Annotated in this window: 13 protein-coding genes; 7 read left to right on the top strand and 6 right to left on the bottom strand. The window is 57.9% G+C overall.

Annotated features, from left to right (window positions below):
• Positions 1 to 16: 16 nt before the first annotated feature.
• Positions 17 to 1,180, top strand: coding sequence for a hypothetical protein (locus J7416_RS19315; protein WP_209227060.1), 1,164 nt, complete (start codon positions 17 to 19; stop codon positions 1,178 to 1,180).
• Here the strand turns inward: J7416_RS19315 and J7416_RS19320 are convergent.
• The gene (locus tag J7416_RS19320; RefSeq protein WP_209227062.1) at positions 1,170 to 4,808 is read right to left on the bottom strand and encodes a flavoprotein; all 3,639 of its coding nucleotides are present in this window, start codon (positions 4,806 to 4,808) and stop codon (positions 1,170 to 1,172) included. The two genes, J7416_RS19315 and J7416_RS19320, sit on opposite strands and share 11 nt — an antisense overlap.
• Before the next feature lie 414 nt (positions 4,809 to 5,222).
• Here J7416_RS19320 and J7416_RS19325 point away from each other — a divergent pair, with 414 nt between their 5' ends.
• The gene (locus tag J7416_RS19325) at positions 5,223 to 6,329 is read left to right on the top strand and encodes a saccharopine dehydrogenase NADP-binding domain-containing protein (protein WP_209227064.1); all 1,107 of its coding nucleotides are present in this window, start codon (positions 5,223 to 5,225) and stop codon (positions 6,327 to 6,329) included.
• A 3-nt stretch (positions 6,330 to 6,332) separates the two neighbouring features.
• Positions 6,333 to 7,844: an aldehyde dehydrogenase family protein gene (locus J7416_RS19330; protein WP_209227065.1), complete on the top strand. Its 1,512-nt coding sequence runs from the start codon at positions 6,333 to 6,335 to the stop codon at positions 7,842 to 7,844.
• A gap of 24 nt (positions 7,845 to 7,868) precedes the next feature.
• On the opposite strand, the gene J7416_RS19335 is transcribed toward J7416_RS19330, so the two are convergent.
• Complete coding sequence (locus J7416_RS19335; RefSeq protein WP_209227066.1) at positions 7,869 to 9,446, bottom strand: DUF5928 domain-containing protein; 1,578 nt, start codon at positions 9,444 to 9,446, stop codon at positions 7,869 to 7,871.
• Between the two features lie 144 nt (positions 9,447 to 9,590).
• Between J7416_RS19335 and J7416_RS19340 the strand changes: the two genes are divergently transcribed.
• Positions 9,591 to 10,409 carry a sulfotransferase family protein gene (locus tag J7416_RS19340; protein ID WP_209227068.1) on the top strand — a complete coding sequence of 273 codons (819 nt, stop codon included), beginning with the start codon at positions 9,591 to 9,593 and terminating at the stop codon, positions 10,407 to 10,409.
• A gap of 168 nt (positions 10,410 to 10,577) precedes the next feature.
• Here J7416_RS19340 and J7416_RS19345 read toward each other — a convergent pair whose 3' ends face one another.
• Together J7416_RS19345 and ilvD are read right to left on the bottom strand one after the other, a co-directional pair.
• Positions 10,578 to 11,030, bottom strand: a complete 453-nt coding sequence (locus tag J7416_RS19345; RefSeq protein ID WP_209227069.1) for an NUDIX hydrolase — start codon at positions 11,028 to 11,030, stop codon at positions 10,578 to 10,580.
• Between the two features lie 103 nt (positions 11,031 to 11,133).
• Positions 11,134 to 12,966, bottom strand: coding sequence for a dihydroxy-acid dehydratase (ilvD, locus tag J7416_RS19350; protein WP_209227070.1), 1,833 nt, complete (start codon positions 12,964 to 12,966; stop codon positions 11,134 to 11,136).
• Positions 12,967 to 13,072: 106 nt separating this feature from the next.
• On the opposite strand from ilvD, the gene J7416_RS19355 reads away from it, so the two are divergent.
• From J7416_RS19355 to J7416_RS19365, 3 genes are all read left to right on the top strand, one after another.
• Positions 13,073 to 13,636 (top strand): XRE family transcriptional regulator, encoded by a 564-nt coding sequence (locus J7416_RS19355; protein ID WP_209227071.1) that lies wholly within the window; start codon positions 13,073 to 13,075, stop codon positions 13,634 to 13,636.
• A gap of 204 nt (positions 13,637 to 13,840) precedes the next feature.
• Complete coding sequence (gene sseA, locus J7416_RS19360) at positions 13,841 to 14,695, top strand: 3-mercaptopyruvate sulfurtransferase (protein ID WP_209227073.1); 855 nt, start codon at positions 13,841 to 13,843, stop codon at positions 14,693 to 14,695.
• Positions 14,695 to 15,879, top strand: a complete 1,185-nt coding sequence (locus J7416_RS19365) for an amino acid aminotransferase (RefSeq protein ID WP_209227074.1) — start codon at positions 14,695 to 14,697, stop codon at positions 15,877 to 15,879. Before sseA ends, J7416_RS19365 begins: the two co-directional genes overlap by 1 nt.
• A gap of 79 nt (positions 15,880 to 15,958) precedes the next feature.
• Here J7416_RS19365 and J7416_RS19370 read toward each other — a convergent pair whose 3' ends face one another.
• A complete protein-coding gene (locus J7416_RS19370; RefSeq protein ID WP_209227075.1) occupies positions 15,959 to 16,648 on the bottom strand; it encodes an aspartate/glutamate racemase family protein in 690 nt (229 codons plus the stop codon).
• Between the two features lie 144 nt (positions 16,649 to 16,792).
• Entirely contained in the window at positions 16,793 to 18,103 is a 1,311-nt protein-coding gene (locus tag J7416_RS19375; protein ID WP_209227076.1) for an ammonium transporter, read from the bottom strand.
• Positions 18,104 to 18,128 lie beyond the last annotated feature (25 nt).

Raw genomic sequence — 18,128 nt, forward strand, 5'->3', positions numbered from 1 at the left:
ACGGGCGAGGGGCTGAATGACCATCGAAAAGAAAGTCTGGTTGATCTCGGGCGCCATCACGCTGGGTCTGGCGCTTCTGCTCATCAAACTCTGGATCGACCTGAACCATTTCGAAGAGGATCCCACGCAGTTGCCGGATCAGGCGTCGGTCGACACATACCTGAATGACCTCCCCAGTCTACCTGAGCATCAGGTGCGAACGGGCATCTTTATCAAGTCCTTCAGTTTTACCGGGGCCAGCGACGTTCATGTCAGCGGCTATATCTGGCAGCATTACGAGGACGGGGTGCACGACGCCATCAAACCGGCCAAAGGCGAAGTCGGGTTCATCCTGCCCGAAGCCTCCGACGCGGCGAACGGAATAGTCGAAGAGGCATATCGCATCGATCAGGACGGTTCCGAGCTGATCGGCTGGTACTTTGAACAAACCCTGCGACAGAGTTTTGACTACACCAGCTACCCCTTTGACCACAAAACTGTCTGGGTTCGCTTTTGGCCGAACAGATTCGACACTAATGTGGCTCTTATCCCCGACTTCTCGGCATATCCGGCCACCGGACCAGATGATATCTTTGGTATCGACAATCGCATCGTGATGGGCACGTGGGAGCGTGAGAATACCTATTTCGACTATCGACTATCCGATCTGGATACGACGCTTGGCATCGGTCAGATCGAGTATCAGACCAACCTGCCCGAGCTGCACTATAACTTCGTCATCAAACGTAACTTTGCGAACGCGTTCATCGTCCACATGATCCCGCTGATCGTCGTGACGATGTTATTGTTCGGGGCCGTCATGATCGTCACCCGCCGCCCCGAACTGGTCGAGCGGCACGATTTCAGCACCTCCAGCGTTATCGGCACATGTTCGGTCCTGTTTTTCGTGATCTTGCTTGCGCATGTGCAGTTGCGCGAAGGGTTCGCCGGATCACCGGTGATCTATATGGAGTCGTTCTTTTTCCTGATGTACTTCCTGCTGTTGGCGGTGTCGGTGAACACCTATCTGTTCGCCTCCGAGGCAGTGCCGTCTCTGCGGATCATCCACTATAAGGACAACCTGATCCCCAAGGCCTCGTTCTGGCCCTTTGTCCTTTTATGCATGGTGGTCATCACGGCCTACAACCTCAGCCTCAAGGACGACCCTGAGGATGAGGTTGTCGTGCAGGTCAGGCACTAGGTGGTTGAAACCCCGGTTTCGGTGTTCCTGTGGCCATGTCCAGCGTGTATTCCGCGACAATTCCGGACGTGCCGGCCTCCCACTGATCCAGATACTTGGTGGGATGGGCAATCACATAGGCATAGGCGGGCTTTTTCACCCCGTCGATCAGAACGTTGATCCGCTTGCGGACATAGACATTCTCTGGCGATCCCGGCCCGTGGTAGCCTTCGAGCCTATCCAGTTCTTTCAGCCCAGAGGATGTCACCCGGTACACTTCGCCTCGGATCGGCTTACCGCGTCCTTTCTGGTCGACCAGCGTGGCCATCCGGTGCAGGAAACCGCAGTTTGGATTGTCACAATGCGGCTCGTGCGGGACGATCAGGGGCATGCGTTGCCGGGTCACGGCCTCGCCCACGAAGTCGTCCAGCACTTCGGCATGGGCTTCGTGGTTTGGAAAGCCTTTCTTCAACGACCCGTAAGTGAAGTAGAGGTAGGTGCGTTCCCGATCATCGACCAGTTCGTCTTCGTCCTCTTCTTCGATCTCGGTCAGTGTGTGGGTATTGGCCCAATCGCTCAGCATTTTCAGCACTTCGTCCGAGATTTTGGCGTCCCGAACATCCATTGCGTTCTTGGGGCTCTGCAAAAAGTGAATGCAGGCGCTGGCGTCGATCCCATCTGCGCCCAGCAGGGTTTTCACCATGTCGACCGAGTTATTCATCACCGCCACATGCAGGCTGGTGAATCCATGGTCGTTGGTCGCATTGACGTTGATGCCGCGATTTATCAGTTCCTGTGCGGCCTTGAGGTCTGGTTTGCCGAGACCTTTCCCGTTCTCGTGCAACTCACCTTCACCACCCGCCGCATAGTGCAGCAGCGTGTCGCCACTGGAATCATCCACAATGTCGATCCCGGCCATGCCTTTGTCGACGGCGTCGAACACCCGGCGCCACTGCGCAAAGTCGTCAGATGCGGCGGCCTCCTGCGCCCATTTGCAGATGTTGTGTTCCTGATCGGCCAGTTCTTCAAAGGCTTCGTCAAGCACCTCCATGATCTGGTCCGGGGTGGCCATCATGCCGATCCCCATCATGCCGTTTGACAAACGCCCTTTGCGGGGGCCGACCAGATCAACGCCCAGATCGCGCAGTTTTTCGACGTTCCGCTGGGTCGTGACGTTGTTCCACATATTGGTGTTGCACGCTGGGCAAAGGATCGCGGGCTTGTTCCGGTACTGCCACGCGACAAAGACCGAGGTCAGCAGGTTATCAGCAATTCCGTTGGCGATCTTGCCCATCGTGTTGCACGTCACAGGGGCCACGATCACGCAATCGGCCCAGTCACACAGCGCAAGATGCGAGGCGCGCAGAGGCATTCCGAACTTGGTGTAACGGAAGTTCCACTCGTCGTCATCGCGGTAATAGTCGTTGTGCGAGATGTAGTCCTCGACCTTTTCGGGCTCATACCCCCTTTCAATCTCGACACCCTTTTCGATCTCGATATCGCGAAAGAACTTCTCGGCTGAAACCGACGGGATGAGCTTTACGTTGTGACCCGCTGCGGTGATCTTTTTGACCAGTTGCGGCACCTTGTCGGCTGCGGAAGATCCACAGGCACACAGCAGCACATTACGCTTTTCGCTGGGCGGTTCGGTCAGGCCGCCCTTGGGATAGCCAAAGATATTGTTGTCCAGACTGGGGGACTGATGGCGCAGCAGGACCGGCAGCCCGGCTTCGAATACCTTTTTCTGAAAATGGCCTTTGAGTATGCTGTCCACGATGTCGTTTCGACGACCCAGACACTCACCCTGGAAAAACAGATACGGGACGGTTTCCTTGCCCGTCATCGCGGTGAGTTGACGCCGCATCTTCATGACATTGGCACCATGCCCTTCGACATCGATCAGCTTGATCGTCGTGATACCGATATTGGCAAGGATACTGCGCAGCATATAAGACCACGGATCTTCATCGGCATAGAACAATACAATCGCGTTGTTCTTGACGATGGCGGCCACGTCGCTGGGGTCTTCGGGTGGTTCGCGTTCCTCGATGACCAAAAGCGCCGGGTCCTTCAGGTCGCGCAAGCCACGAAAGATGTTTTCGCGCGGGGCCTGCCAGACCTGCGAGGTTGCCGGGCTCATGTCCACGACGGTCACAAGATCGGTCTCTTCGTCATAGGCGATACACAAGCACCAGAATTCCTCCAGCAAAGCAGTTTCGCGGTACACATTTGCCGGTGGACGGATGACTTCGAACCCAAGCACGCGGTTGAAATCGATGTTGATCATCAGGTGCCGGTCGTGTGCCTTGTTCAGCCCGCGCAACCGGTCGCAGAACCATTCCTCTGGGGTGGTATGATCCTCTACGGGGCGTTGGGCGTAGCTGCGGAAGGCGCTGCCCAAATGCCCGATTTGTGACTGGGTAAGATAGCGCTGCGCCAAATCGTGCATTTCCATGGCGGTCGATACCCGGCTGAGCTTATCGCTCAGATCGGTTTCGGTGGCGAATAACAGCTTGTCTTCATCGACCGCCTCATCGCCCAGAATGGCCAGACTTTCGGCCAAAACGCCCAGCGAGTTCATGTTTGGGCTGGCGCGCCGGAACAGGTTGCGCCGTTTCTTTGGGTCTTTGGCTAAATAGCGGGTGCTGTCGACGTAGTTGCAGTCTTGTTTAAGAGTCTGCAGATGCGTTTTCACAGCCTCGCGGGCCGAAAACCGCAACATTCCTCGCGATCGCATCGAGGTTCCGTCGCGGTCTGACATCCCGGCCCATAACCGGTCGACAGTTGTGACCCATAGCTTACCGTATTTTTCGGGGTGAACATCCATCATATGCACCAGTCCGGTGCTGGGGTTGCATTTGGCGATGATCGCAAAATGACCGCCGGGCATGTTGTCCTTGCCGTGGGCGACGCCGACCTGAAAGTTCGCAACCAGAATGTCGTTATCCCCGCCCAACCGGTTGGATTCGTCGATCGCCTCGGACAGCAAATCGGCCGAGGTTGTGGCCTCATCCATGAAGTAGGCCTGAACCTGGATCACGTCCCGCAGGCCCTGACTGTGGATAAAGGTGCAGGCGACGTCGTACAGCTCGCCCAGGGAAATTCCGTCATTCACGACAAACGATGTCGGCAGCCCGCATTCGCGAAAGATGTCGTTGACTTCGTAGCTAAAACCAAGCGCTGACATGCTAAGCGCGGCGGCCGTCACGCTGCAGCAATTGATGGGTTGCTGGTAGTTTTGCAGATGTACGCTGACCAGATCGCCAAAAAGCGTGTCATAGCAGGCATCTCGGATAGGCTTCGGGATCTCGGACCACTGATGCCTGGACAGATAGGCCAACCTTGCCCCGGGCATGGCGTGCGCCTCGAGGCTGACGGGGATGTCGTAAATCTCCAGATGCTCTTCGTAGAAATAGTCTCCGGTGTCTGCGGTCGCCAGAACGTTATCACCCTGCCGCAACTGAACTTCGCCGCCGAGCACAACGAACATGCCGAGCGAGGGCAATGTCGTGTCTTCGGACACTTCAAAATATTCGAATTTCGAATGGATGACCGAAGGATCCTGCGCAGGTAGAACCTCGTCTATTAATTTCAGGTCATCTTGAGTTGGTTCGAATGATGTTGAGCTTTCAATTGGATCTTTTGGCACGCCTTGTCCCCCCTGAACTTCGTCGTGAATAAATTCTAAAACCCCAACGCTGGACCCTGTTTTTTTGAGTCAGACCCCCATAAGTCAGTCGAAAAAGCGACCGGCCATGCGGTGTTTCACGCGCTGGGCGGGCCGACCGAACAGTTTGATATGTGCGAACAATACGGCCCAATTGAGTGCACCGTATAATATTTGAATATAAAAATCACTGGGCTTGTTGATTTGTCAGGCCACGGTGCAACCGCGAGTTGGAAACGGCATCGCCCACAGACCAAGCGCATCGATTCCCCAACCTGACAAAGTGTCAGAAACGCCATCATAATGACGGCAAAACTTGCCGTTTCGTCAAGATTGCCCCTGCGTTTCGAACAGGTGGCGCCTCATACTTTTTGTAAACGATAGAGGAGGCGCGTTTTGAGCTGGAACATATGTGTCATCGGAGCAGGAAAGATCGGTCAGATGATCGCAACCCTGCTGAAGTCATCGCCCAATTATTCGGTCACGGTCGCCGATCGGGATCTGGTCGCGTTGTCGGCGCTGAACAAGCAGGGAGTTTCGACCCGTCAGATTGATGTGGATGACGATACACAGCTGACCCGGGGAATGACGGGATTTGATGCCGTGATCTCGGCGGCTCCGTTTTTTCTGACGCCCAAGATCGCGAAGGCGGCGAAAGCGGCTGGCGCTCATTACTTTGACCTGACCGAGGATGTGGCGGCCACCAACGCGGTGCGCGAACTGGCGAAAGACAGCGAAACCGCCTTTATGCCGCAATGTGGTCTGGCGCCCGGCTTTGTCGGGATCGCCGGAGCGTCCTTGGCCGCGGAATTCGACGAGTTGGACAGCCTGCATATGCGCGTGGGGGCGCTGCCGCTCTATCCGACCAATGCGCTGAAATACAATCTGACCTGGTCCACCGATGGCCTGATCAACGAATACTGCAACCCCTGCGATGCCATCGTGAATGGTGAGCGCGTCAAGACCGCCCCGTTGGAAGATTACGAGCTGCTGGGTCACGACGGGGTAGAATACGAGTGCTTCAATACGTCCGGCGGCTTGGGCACCTTGCCCGAAACCTTGGATGGCAAGGCAAGGGCGGTGTCGTATCGCTCGATCCGCTACCCCGGCCACTGCGAAATACTGAAGCTGTTGCTGCATGATCTGGGGTTGGACCGTCGCCGCGATCTGTTGAAAGACATCTTTGAAACCGCGTTGCCGCGCACCGATCAGGATGTGGTGCTGGTCTATTGCACCGCAAAAGGCATGATCGATGGCACGCTGCGCGAGAAATCCCTGATCAACAAGAGCTTTGCCCGCACCCTCAACGGACAGGTCTGGAGCGCCATTCAGGTGACCACCGCTGCAGGCGTTCTGGGCGTCGTCGATCTGATGCGAACGGGGGCGCTGCCCTCAAAAGGCTTTGTCCGGCAAGAGCAGGTGAAGCTTGCCGATTTCCTCAACACCGAATTTGGCCGGCTCTATCGGGCTGGCGACGTAACCGAACAGAACAAGGCGGCCTGAGATATGAAAGACATCGTGATGACAGCCCAAACCACATTGGCAAATCTGGACCTGACCGAGGCCGACCTGACTGGCGGCACGCTCAAGGTCACATCGCCCATCGACGGAAGCGTTCTGGCCGAAGTGCACGAGACACCTGCCTCCGAGATGGACGCGGTGTTCGCCCGCGCGAAAGCGGCGTTCAAGGCATGGCGCGTGGTGCCTGCCCCGCATCGCGGCGAGCTGATCCGCCTGTTGGGCGAAGAACTCCGCGCCGCAAAAGACGATCTGGGGGCTCTGGTCAGTTGGGAGGCTGGCAAGATCACGTCCGAAGGTCTGGGCGAAGTGCAAGAGATGATCGACATCTGCGACTTTGCCGTCGGCCTGTCGCGGCAGCTTTACGGTCTGACCATCGCATCCGAACGCCCCGGTCACCGGATGATGGAGACATGGCATCCTGCCGGTCCCGTCGGCGTGATTTCGGCCTTCAACTTCCCGGTGGCAGTCTGGTCATGGAATGCGGCTTTGGCGCTGGTCTGCGGTGATCCGGTGATCTGGAAACCATCCGAGAAAACCCCGCTGACAGCGATGGCCTGCCAAAAGATCTTTGAACGCGCTCTGGCCCGGTTCGGTGATGCGCCTGACGGGCTGCTGCAAACGCTGATCGGTGGTGCCGCGCTGGGCGAAGCACTGGTCGCCAGCGAAGAGGTTCCCGTGATCTCGGCCACCGGCTCGACCCGCATGGGTCGCGCGGTTGCGCCGGTGGTGGCGCAGCGCTTTGGCAAGTGCATTCTCGAGCTGGGCGGGAACAACGCGATGATAGTTGGCCCTTCGGCGGATCTGGAAATGGCCGTCCGAGCGATTGTGTTCTCGGCCGTCGGTACGGCTGGCCAGCGCTGCACTACGTTGCGCCGTCTGATCGTGCACAATTCGATCCGCGAGGAACTGGTTGGCCGCCTGAAAAAGGCCTATGCAGGTCTGCCCATCGGCAACCCGCTGGCCGAAGGCACGCTGGTTGGCCCGCTGGTGGATGAGGCCTCGGGCGCGGCCATGACCGCAGCTTTGGAGGCCGCCAAGGCCGAGGGCGGCACCGTGTTTGGCGGCCAGCGCGTGACAGACGGCGTTCCGGCTGGTGTCTACATGGAACCCGCGATCGTCGAGATGCCGGGCCAGACAGCGGTTGTGAAAACCGAAACCTTCGCGCCGATCCTCTATGTCATGGGCTATGACGATTTTGACGACGCGATCGATCTGCAGAATGACGTGCCGCAAGGCCTGTCGTCGTGCGTGTTCACTCTGAACATGCGCGAGGCGGAACAATTCCTGACGGCAGCTGGTTCGGATTGCGGGATCGCCAACGTCAATATCGGTCCCTCGGGTGCTGAAATCGGCGGTGCGTTTGGCGGCGAGAAAGAAACAGGCGGCGGGCGCGAAAGCGGCTCGGACGCATGGAAAGCCTATATGCGGCGACAGACCAACACGGTGAACTACTCAGCCGAGTTGCCTTTGGCCCAAGGTGTGAAGTTCGACATCTGATCTGGTCCCGCCGCATCGGCGGGATCAATCCGCAAACAGGTAATCAAGGCGCATGATGGCATGCGCCTTGTCCTGTGAGACCCCCAGAAACTCGGCAATAGCCGCTTCGTTTTCGGTGCGAGAGTTGCTTTCTTTCAGGCGGACATAGCCGTCGAACTCTGCCTCTCGGATCAGCTCGGATTCGTGCACCAACGAGTTTCGCAGCGCCGGGACAAGCCGCGCTACGGTTTCCCGCGGGCTGCTGTCTCCGGCCAGTCCCACGCGGCGGGCGTGGCCGATCAGATAGTCGTCGGAGTACAGGCACTCGATATCCAGCACGTGGCTGCGCGCTTGCACCGCGCAGAAATCCTGAATGATGTCGAGGTCTGCGGGGTCCACGCAAAAGACCAGCTTGTTCGAGTCGAAGCTTTCGAACAGCATCCGAACCACTGCGCGCCTGTGGCGTGTCCGCTTGGCCAGCGTTGATTCAATACCACCCAGATCGGGCAGGACGGTGTCTTCCTCGTTGAACAGATATTCAACGCAGGGGATGTTCGTTTCCGAGACAATCTGATCCACCAGCCGCTTGGCTACGTGCCATTTCTTGCACACGACCAGAAACACTTCGCGCTCGGGCCCCAGTGTATTGCCGGCCTCCCAAAACCGCTGGGCGTATCGCCGTCCGACACGGCCGCGGCCGGTCAAAAAGCCATATAGATTGCGCCCCTCGTTCGAGATGTGAAAGGTCTCGCCTTCGGCGGCGTACAGATCGCCCAGCCTGTCCTTCAGCTCATGGGCTTCGGGGCTGATCTTGCGGGCAAACAGGTAATCCTGCCCCAGCAAAAGATCATAGTGATCGTTGTAGAACGTCACCGGCATCCCATAGTCCGAGAACATCAGGAAAGTCGGGGTGCGGTTTTCGATCTCGGTCTTGGGGATCAGGTGGCGCACCAGCGTCTGAAAAAAGGTCTCGTCCGGTATCCAGGTGGTTGAGAAGAACCGTTTCACATCCGGGCGCTTTTTCAGAAAATCCAGGATCATTTCAATCGTCCGGCGGCGCAGGCACCACCATTGGCTGCCGATCATGACCTGAATGTCCGAGGGAATCTCGCGCGTCATGCCGAACCGTTTTTGCAGGTTGTAAGAGCCATAAAACAGCTTGGCCTGCGTGCGTTCATTGAAATAGTGCCGATAGATCAGCCGATCTTCGACCATGCCGGTCTTGATCCAGTTGCTTTCCAGGAAGTCGTGGCTTTCGATGAAATCGTGGTCGCGATGATCCAGAAACTCATGGATGTACTCTGCCGATTTGATCGGCATGCAATCCCCTGACACCATGTAGAAATGGGTGGCGCGGGGAAAGGCATCAACGGCGGCTTGCACGGCGTTCAGTGTGGCTTGGACCAGCGACCATTCTCCCCAGCCGCATTTGATACGTTTGGCGGCAAAGGTGACATTTGGATTGCTTTTCAAAGCCTCACGAATGCGCGCATAAGCTGCCGAGCTTGCCCGCGCATCGAAATGGATGGCCATGCAATCCCCAGCTGCCGTCAACTGATTGGCCTGCGCAATGATTGCGTCAGGGTCTTTGTGGCACAGCAATATATACGCAATCCTTGCCATTTTGGCCTATTGTTTTCCGTTTCTGCCCGTTTCCAACCGTGATACTGAGGATGAGCGATTGAATAAACAGAATATTTTTGGTTTTTTGGTGTCAAATGCTGGCGTGTCGATTATGTGACCAGACCAGCAAAGGAGGCGCAGCAGATGGGGTTTCCCGGTACATGGATGACCGAGAGCGAAAGCATGGTTTACCGTGTGGTGCCTAAATGCGCGTGCTCGACCATTGGTCAGATCATGTACTACTCGGATCATGGGCGGTTCTTTGATGGCGACATTCACGACGCCAAGGACGGGATGCACAAATGGGCGTTCGGTCCCAGTCAGGCGCAGATTTCGGGCAATGTGCGGGATCACAAGTCGCTGGCCTTTACCTGCGTACGCAATCCCTACACCCGGATCCTGAGTTCTTTCTTCGACAAGATCTGTGGTATTCAGCGCAACGGCAGACGGTACCGCGGCAATCTGGTCCCCACTTTGATCTACAACTACGGGATCGAGGTCGGAGGGGATGACGGCAAGGGCGAATTCGACCAGATCGCCAGCTTTCGTCGTTTCCTGCTTTTTGCGCGCGATACGATCCGTTGGCGGCGACCGATGGATCCTGACATTCACTGGTCAGCCATGTCCGGCCACGTGTCGACCTTCATCGTGAATGGCGGGCGTTACGATCAGATTTTCTGGACCGAGAAATTCAACGACGGCATGCAAAATGTTCTGGATGACTTGCAGACGCCCCACGCTGTGAACCTTGCCGAGATCCCGCGATTCAATGAGTCCGAAGGCCACGGACCCAAACGGGCGCATCCCGTTGAAGACTACTTTGACGACCTCTCGATGCATCTAGTTTACGAAATCTACAAACAGGATTTCGAACTGTTCAAATACGATTTCGAGAACCCGGCAAACAAAATGCCGATTGGTGAGATTGATCTGGACGAAGTGCACGCCAAGCTTGGCGATTGAACCACCGATCAGCAGTCAGTGGCTCCCGCCCATCGTCAATGTCTCTGACGAGACATCTCCTTTGGTTGGGCCCGGCGCCGCGCAACGCGCGGCGCCGGGCCCAAGACCGACCGTGGTAGCGGCGCAGCCGATGGCGCGGTTCGGGCGCGGGAGAGATCCTTCTGAGGTTTAGCGCGAAATCAGGTGCGACTTGAGGCCGGTTGGGTAGAGTGGCGGCTCATCTTTTGTATCCAGCGCGTGGACGTCGCGCCAATGGGCCGTGCAGACCATTCCATTGTCTTCGCGGAAGGTGATGGGCGCATCGGGCAGTTCCGCCGAAGGCGCAAGGGTTACGTCTGCTGCGAAAATGATCTCATGGCCCGGCGATCCTTCGTGGGCGTAGATGTTTTCGAGAACAAACGGTGCGCCTGAGATATTGATATCAACGCCAAGCTCTTCGCGAAATTCGCGTTTCAGTGCGTCTTGCCAAGTCTCGCCAAACTCGACGCTTCCGCCGAGCGGGCGAACACCCTTCAACGCACCGCTATCGTCGTGGACATCTGCCACAAGCAGTCGACGCCCTCGCCAGAGTAAGCCGATGGCTTTAACTCGGATACCGTCATGTGGTCGCCAGATTGTCATGTTTTACCGCCATAACAGCCGCTTATACGAAATAAGGCCCCACTATTGCACATAGCGAGGCCTTTGAACCTATGACAGGTTTAGCAGCTTGAAAACCGACGTATCAGAGCTGGCGCACAGCCCCTTTTGCCGCACTGGTTGTCAGCTTGGCATAGGCTTTGAGCGCCGTAGATACCTTGCGTTTGCGCGGTGCCGCGGGCACCCAGCCCTTTTCGTCCTGTTCCTCCCGGCGCGCGGCCAGTTCTTCGTCTGACACGGCCAGATGAATGGTCCGGTTTGGGATATCGATCTCGATCTTGTCGCCATTCTTGACCAGCCCGATTTCGCCGCCCTCGGCGGCCTCTGGGGAGACGTGGCCAATCGACAGGCCCGAGGTGCCGCCCGAGAATCGGCCGTCGGTCAGCAGGGCGCAGGCTTTGCCCAGTCCTTTGGATTTCAGATACGAGGTCGGGTACAGCATTTCCTGCATCCCCGGGCCGCCGCGCGGACCTTCGTAACGGATGACCACAACATCGCCTTCCTTGACCTTGCCGGTCAGGATGTCGTTGACCGCCTGATCCTGGCTTTCGCACACATAGGCCGAGCCGGTGAACTTCAGGATATTCTCATCCACACCGGCCGTTTTGACGATGCAGCCGTCGCGGGCGATATTGCCGAACAGAACCGCCAGACCGCCGTCCTGGCTAAAGGCGTGTTCCTTGGACCGGATCACGCCGCCTTCGCGATCGGTGTCCAGATCCTTGTAACGGTTCGACTGACTGAACGCCTGCGTCGTGCGCACGCCGCCCGGGGCTGCCTTGAACAACTCTTGCGCGGCGGGGTTGTTGGCGACTTTGATGTCCCAGTTCGCAATAGCCTCGCCCATCGTGGCCGAGTGAACGGTGTTGCAATGTTCGTGCAGCAATCCGGCGCGGCTAAGCTCACCGAGGATCGAGAAGATGCCGCCGGCGCGGTGGACATCCTCCATATGCACATTCTCGGTGTTGGGTGCGACCTTGCACAGACAGGGAACCTTGCGGCTGAGGTGATCCATGTCGGACATGGTGAAATGCACTTCGCCCTCGTGCGCGATGGCCAGCAGGTGCAAAACAGTGTTGGTCGAGCCGCCCATGGCGATATCCAGGCTCATCGCGTTCTCAAACGCATCGAACGTCGCGATTTCACGTGGTAAGAAGCCTTTTTCGTCCAGATCGTAGTGACGTTTGGTGATCTCAACGATCCGGCGACCGGCCTCAAGGAACAGGTTCTTGCGGTCGGCATGCGTGGCCAGGGTCGAACCATTACCCGGCAGCGCCAGGCCCAGAGCTTCGGCCAGACAGTTCATCGAGTTCGCAGTGAACATGCCCGAGCAAGAGCCGCATGTCGGACAGGCGTTTTCCTCGATGTGCTTTACCTCTTCATCGGTGAACTTGTCATCCGCGGCAGCGACCATCGCGTCCACGAGGTCGATTTTTTTCACATCCAGATCGGCGATATCGATCTTACCGGCTTCCATCGGGCCGCCTGACACGAAGATGGCCGGGATGTTCAGGCGCATCGCAGCCATCAGCATACCGGGTGTGATCTTGTCGCAATTCGAAATACAGACCATCGCGTCGGCGCAATGGGCGTTGACCATGTACTCGACTGAATCTGCAATGACCTCGCGCGAGGGCAGCGAATACAGCATGCCGTCATGACCCATGGCGATACCGTCATCCACCGCGATGGTGTTGAATTCTTTTGCGACACCACCTGCGGCCTCGACCTCGCGCGCAACCATCTGGCCCAGATCCTTCAGGTGGACGTGACCGGGCACGAATTGGGTGAACGAGTTGACGATGGCGATGATCGGTTTGCCGAAATCGTCATCCTGCATACCTGTGGCACGCCACAGGCCACGGGCACCGGCCATGTTGCGGCCATGGGTGGAGGTTCTGGATCGGTACATTGGCATGATGCTGTTTCCCTTTTTCCCCGGTTGCGATATTCGGGATGTGTACGTTATAGCGCACGTACCACATGTGCGCTATAACGCACAAGACGATTCGAGAGATTACAAGATGGCACCGGACGAAATTACGCTGAAACTACGCGATGTGCGCGCGGCTGCAGGGCTGAGCCTGTCCAAAGTGGCCGAGATGACCGGTGTCAGCAAAGCGATGCTGGGTCAGATCGAGCGGGGCGAATCGAGCCCGACCATTGCGACGCTGTGGAAGATTGCCAAAGGGTTTCAGTTGCCGCTCAGCGCCCTGATCGGGTCCGAGACCCTGCGCGATACCGCCGCCCCCGACGTATTCCGCACCGTGACCTTTCCCGGCAGCATTGAGGTCAAGATCGTGTTTCCCTTCGATCCTGCCCTGCGCGCCGAGACGTTTCACGTGGACCTCGCCCCGAACCAAAGCCATGAGTCGCCTCCGCACGCGACGGGCGTGACCGAAGAGGTGTTTGTTCTGCAAGGCTCGCTTGAAATACTGCGCGACGGTGAATGGGTGCCGCTGAAGGCCGGGCAGGGCCTGCGATTTGCCGCGGACCTGACGCATGGTTACCGGGCAGGCACAGAGGGGGCTGCATTTTTGAACATGCATCACTATGCACCGTCCACAGACGCATCCCAGCCGGGTTGAAAAAAGCTCAGGGTGGCTTGGGCCAATCCGCTGAACAAAGGCGGCGCTAAGGGGGTGGCGGGCTGAATGCGACGCTGCATACGGTCAGGCGCGGGCCTTTTCCCGGACCGCGTGCGTATCTACCTTTGTCAATGCCCCATCCAGCCTTGAACCCGCATGCGCGCGCGTATAGGGACAAACCAAGCGCGATTAGGGGAGGCATTGATGCAGGACGATCCGAAAACCCTCGTTTCTACCGAATGGCTTGCTGCCCATCTCAAGGATCCGGATTTGCGGGTACTGGACGGATCCTGGTATCTGCCGCAGCAGGGGCGCGACGCCAAAGCCGAATATGAGACCGCTCATATCCCCGGTGCGCGGTTTTTTGACATCGACGAGATTTCCGATCACCGTTCGGACCTGCCGCATATGGCGCCGCCGGTCGAAAAGTTCATGTCGCGCCTGCGGGCGATGGGTGTGGGCGATGGCCATCAGGTCATCGTCTATGACGGGGCCGGTCTGATGTCGGCGGCGCGCGTTTGGTGGCTGTTCCGCCTGATGGGTCAGGAAAACATCGCCGTGCTGGATGGCGGCTTTCCCAAATGGCAGGCCGAAGGACGCGAAATCGAAGATCTGCCGCCGGTGATCCGTGACCGTCACATGACAGTCCGGGTTCAGAACCACCTGGTTCGCGATGTCACACAGGTCTCTGCCGCCGCCAAGCTGGCAGATCACGAAATCATTGACGCCCGCTCGGCCGACCGCTTTGCCGGAACCGGAACCGAGCCGCGCGAAGGCCTGCGTTCGGGTCACATTCCGGGATCGCGCAACGTGCCTTTCGGCAACCTTTTGAACGCAAACGGGACGATGAAATCGCCCGAAGACTGCCGCGCTATCTTCGAGGCGGCAGGTGTGGACCTGTCCAAACCGGCGATCACGTCCTGCGGGTCGGGTGTCACCGCCGCGATCCTTAGCCTTGCGCTTGAGCGCTTGGGCAAAAAAGACCACTCGCTTTATGACGGCTCCTGGGCTGAATGGGGTGCTTTCCCGACCCTGCCCGTCGCAACCGGAGAGAACTGATGTTCGAGAACCTCAAACCGCAGCCTGCCGACAAGATTCTGGCGTTGATGCAGATGTACCGCGAAGACCCGCGCGATCAGAAGATCGACCTAGGCGTGGGCGTCTACAAGAATGCCGAAGGCGTGACCCCTGTTATGCGTGCCGTGAAAGCGGCGGAAAAGCGTATTCTGGAAGAACAGGAATCCAAGGCTTACACGGGGCTGGCTGGCGATCCGGCCTATGCCGATGCCATGATCGGCCTGATCCTTGGGACCTCTGTTCCCCGCGCCAACATCGCTGCTGTGGCGACACCGGGCGGCACCGGGGCGTGCCGGCAAGCGTTCGAGATGATCCGCATGGCCAACCCTGCGGCCCGCGTGTTTGTGTCAAACCCGACCTGGCCGAACCACCTGTCGATTCTGAACTATCTTGGAATGGAGATGGTTCCGTATCGTTATTTCGATGGGGAAACCCGGGGCGTCGATTTCGATGGAATGATCCAAGACCTCAAGACCGCCAAGGCGGGCGACGTGGTTTTGCTGCATGGTTGCTGTCACAACCCGACCGGCGCCAACCTCAACATGGTGCAGTGGCAAGAGGTCGTGAACCTGATCAACGCCCAAGGCCTGGTCGCGATGATCGACATTGCCTATCAGGGCTTTGGCGACGGTCTTGAGGAAGACGCGCAGGCAACCCGTCTGGTGGCCTCGTCCGTCAAGCGCTGCCTGATCGCGGCGTCCTGTTCCAAGAACTTCGGTGTCTATCGCGAGCGCACCGGTTTGCTGATGGCAATCAGCGATGATCCGGCGCAGACGGCTCTGAATCAGGCGACTTTGGCGTTTCTGAATCGCCAGAACTACTCGTTCCCGCCCGATCATGGTGCCCGCGTGGTGACCACGATCCTGAACGACGACGCCCTGCGCGCCGATTGGAAAGCTGAACTGGAAGAGATCCGCCTGTCCATGCTGGGCCTGCGCCAACAACTGGCCGACGAACTTCAGCGCCTGAGTGGCTCTGATCGCTTTGGCTTTGTTGCCCAGCACCGCGGCATGTTCTCGCGCCTGGGGGCGGCCCCGGAACTGGTCGAAAAGCTGCGTGCAGACCACGGCATCTACATGGTCGGCGACAGCCGCCTGAACATCGCCGGTCTGAATGCCAACACAGTGCCGATTCTCGCCAAGGCGATTATCGACGTCGGCGTCTGACGCGCTTTGAAAGTCTAGTGAGAAAGGCCGCAGTTTACTTGCGGCCTTTTCTTTTTCGGCTCCTTGGCACTGACGACAGCTAAGACAAAGCCATTTCCAAGGCCGTTCTGCAGTGGATCTGGGTCGTGTCAAACACCGGACAAGGTACATTGTCTGCGTTCAACAGCATTCCGACTTCGGTGCAGCCAAGGATCAGGCAATCCGCGCCCGCATCGACCAAGCGCTGGGCGATCCCGATATATGCCTCTTGGCTTTTGGGTGTCACGACATCCTTGCACAGCTCATCATAGATGATCCGGTGGGTTGCGTCCTGATCCGCCTCTGATGGCAGGATCGGCGTTAAACCCGCAGCGCGCAGGCGATCGGTGTAAAAGCTTTGCTGCATTGTAAATGCGGTTGCCATCAAGCCCGGCGACTTTAAGCCAGCTGCGCGGATCCCCTCTGCTGTGGCGTCTGCGATGTGCAGCAGCGGGATGGATACTCCGTCCATCATCTGTGCGGCCAGTTTGTGCATTGTGTTGGTCGCGAGAACGAGGATATCTGCACCACCGCTCTCAAGCGCTTTGGCTTCTCGGTTCAGAATCGCACCGGCCGCCGACCATTCGCCATTGACTTGCAGCGCTTCGATCTCGGCAAAATCCAGCGAGCGGATCAGGAGTTCGGGTGAGTGAAGCCCACCAAGACGCTGCCGGGTTAGGTCACAAAGTTCGCGATAATAGATCTGTGTCGATGCGGCTGACATCCCGCCGAGAATACCGATGGTTTTCATGGGGCTCTCCGAAACTGTGCGGTTCCCAATATGGGATGGCTTGCGGCGACAGCCGGGTCAAGAATTGCGATTGTATGGGGAACAATCGGGCAAACAAAAAAGCCGGGCGCGAACGCCCGGCCTTTCGAGTGGTTAACTCAAGTTTTAGCCCTTCGAGAACTCAGGGTAGGCTTCCATACCCAGCTCCGCCATATCCAGGCCGTTGATCTCGTCTTCTTCGCTGACACGGATGCCCAAAACCATCTTCAGGATGGTCCACAGGATCAGTGCGCCGACGAAGGTGAACACACCGTAAGCAACGATACCGGTCAGCTGGGTGATCAGGTTCGCTTCACCGTAGAAGATCACGGCGATGGTGCCCCAGATGCCTGCGAACAGGTGAACCGGAATGGCACCGACCACGTCGTCCAGCTTGAATTTGTCCAGCATCGGCACTGCGAAGACCACGATGACACCACCCACTGCACCGATCCAAAGCGCACCGAACAGGGTCGGGGCCAGAGGTTCAGCCGTGATCGACACCAGACCAGCCAGCGCGCCGTTCAGCACCATGGTCAGGTCAGGCTTTTTGTACAGAACCTGGGTCAGGATCAGGGCTGTGACAGCGCCCGAAGCGGCCGCCATGTTGGTGTTGGCAAAGATGCGTGAAACATCGGTTACGTCACCCACAGTGCCCATTGCCAGTTGCGAGCCGCCGTTGAAGCCGAACCAACCCAGCCACAGAATGAAGGTACCCAGGGTCGCCAGTGCCAGGTTCGAACCGGGCATCGGGTGAACTTTGCCGTCTTTGTACTTGCCGATACGCGGGCCCAGTACGATCACACCTGCCAGGGCTGCCCAGCCGCCGACCGAGTGTACAACGGTGGAACCAGCGAAGTCCGAGAAACCGGCTTCGGACAACCAGCCGCCACCCCACTGCCAGGACCCCGAGATCGGATACATGATACCGGTCAGCACCACCACGAAGATCAGGAAGGGCCACAGCTTGATGCGCTCGGCCACAGCACCGGAAACGATCGACGCCGTTGCAGCCACAAAGACCAGCTGGAAGAAGAAGTCCGAACCGATCGAGGCGTAATCCAGAGCAGCCTCGGCGGGGTCAACACCAACCGGATCAAGTACGGTTGGACCGCCAATGGCAAAGAAACCATTGAAGTCGCCCGGATACATCGTGTTGAAGCCGACCAGCCAGTACATGATCGCCGCAATGGAAAACAGCGCGATGTTCTTGGTCATTTGCATGGCCACGTTCTTGGAACGCACCAGACCGCCTTCGAGCATGGCAAAGCCTGCCGCCATGAAGAAGACCAGGAAGCCTGCCATCAGGAACAGCAGGGTGGTAAAGATATACTTGGTGTGCAGCGCGGCCTCGCCAGCGGCGGCCTCTTGCGCCAGACCCATCTGCGGCAGCGCGACAAGCGCGGCGGCGGGGATGAGAGATTTCATCAGGTTCATGTGACTTCCTCGAATATGTGTGAGT

The sequence above is a fragment of the Ruegeria sp. R14_0 genome, from assembly GCF_017743975.1.
In the GTDB taxonomy this organism is placed as follows: domain Bacteria; phylum Pseudomonadota; class Alphaproteobacteria; order Rhodobacterales; family Rhodobacteraceae; genus Ruegeria.

What these genes read in the sequence shown, in the direction of transcription:
- J7416_RS19370 (WP_209227075.1), bottom strand. Translation starts at nt 16,648, where the DNA reads ATGAAAACCATCGGTATTCTCGGCGGGATGTCAGCCGCATCGACACAG.
- J7416_RS19330 (WP_209227065.1), top strand. Translation starts at nt 6,333, where the DNA reads ATGAAAGACATCGTGATGACAGCCCAAACCACATTGGCAAATCTGGAC.
- J7416_RS19365 (WP_209227074.1), top strand. Translation starts at nt 14,695, where the DNA reads ATGTTCGAGAACCTCAAACCGCAGCCTGCCGACAAGATTCTGGCGTTG.
- J7416_RS19315 (WP_209227060.1), top strand. Translation starts at nt 17, where the DNA reads ATGACCATCGAAAAGAAAGTCTGGTTGATCTCGGGCGCCATCACGCTG.
- J7416_RS19335 (WP_209227066.1), bottom strand. Translation starts at nt 9,446, where the DNA reads ATGGCAAGGATTGCGTATATATTGCTGTGCCACAAAGACCCTGACGCA.
- sseA (WP_209227073.1), top strand. Translation starts at nt 13,841, where the DNA reads ATGCAGGACGATCCGAAAACCCTCGTTTCTACCGAATGGCTTGCTGCC.
- J7416_RS19355 (WP_209227071.1), top strand. Translation starts at nt 13,073, where the DNA reads ATGGCACCGGACGAAATTACGCTGAAACTACGCGATGTGCGCGCGGCT.
- J7416_RS19375 (WP_209227076.1), bottom strand. Translation starts at nt 18,103, where the DNA reads ATGAACCTGATGAAATCTCTCATCCCCGCCGCCGCGCTTGTCGCGCTG.
- J7416_RS19340 (WP_209227068.1), top strand. Translation starts at nt 9,591, where the DNA reads ATGGGGTTTCCCGGTACATGGATGACCGAGAGCGAAAGCATGGTTTAC.
- ilvD (WP_209227070.1), bottom strand. Translation starts at nt 12,966, where the DNA reads ATGCCAATGTACCGATCCAGAACCTCCACCCATGGCCGCAACATGGCC.
- J7416_RS19345 (WP_209227069.1), bottom strand. Translation starts at nt 11,030, where the DNA reads ATGACAATCTGGCGACCACATGACGGTATCCGAGTTAAAGCCATCGGC.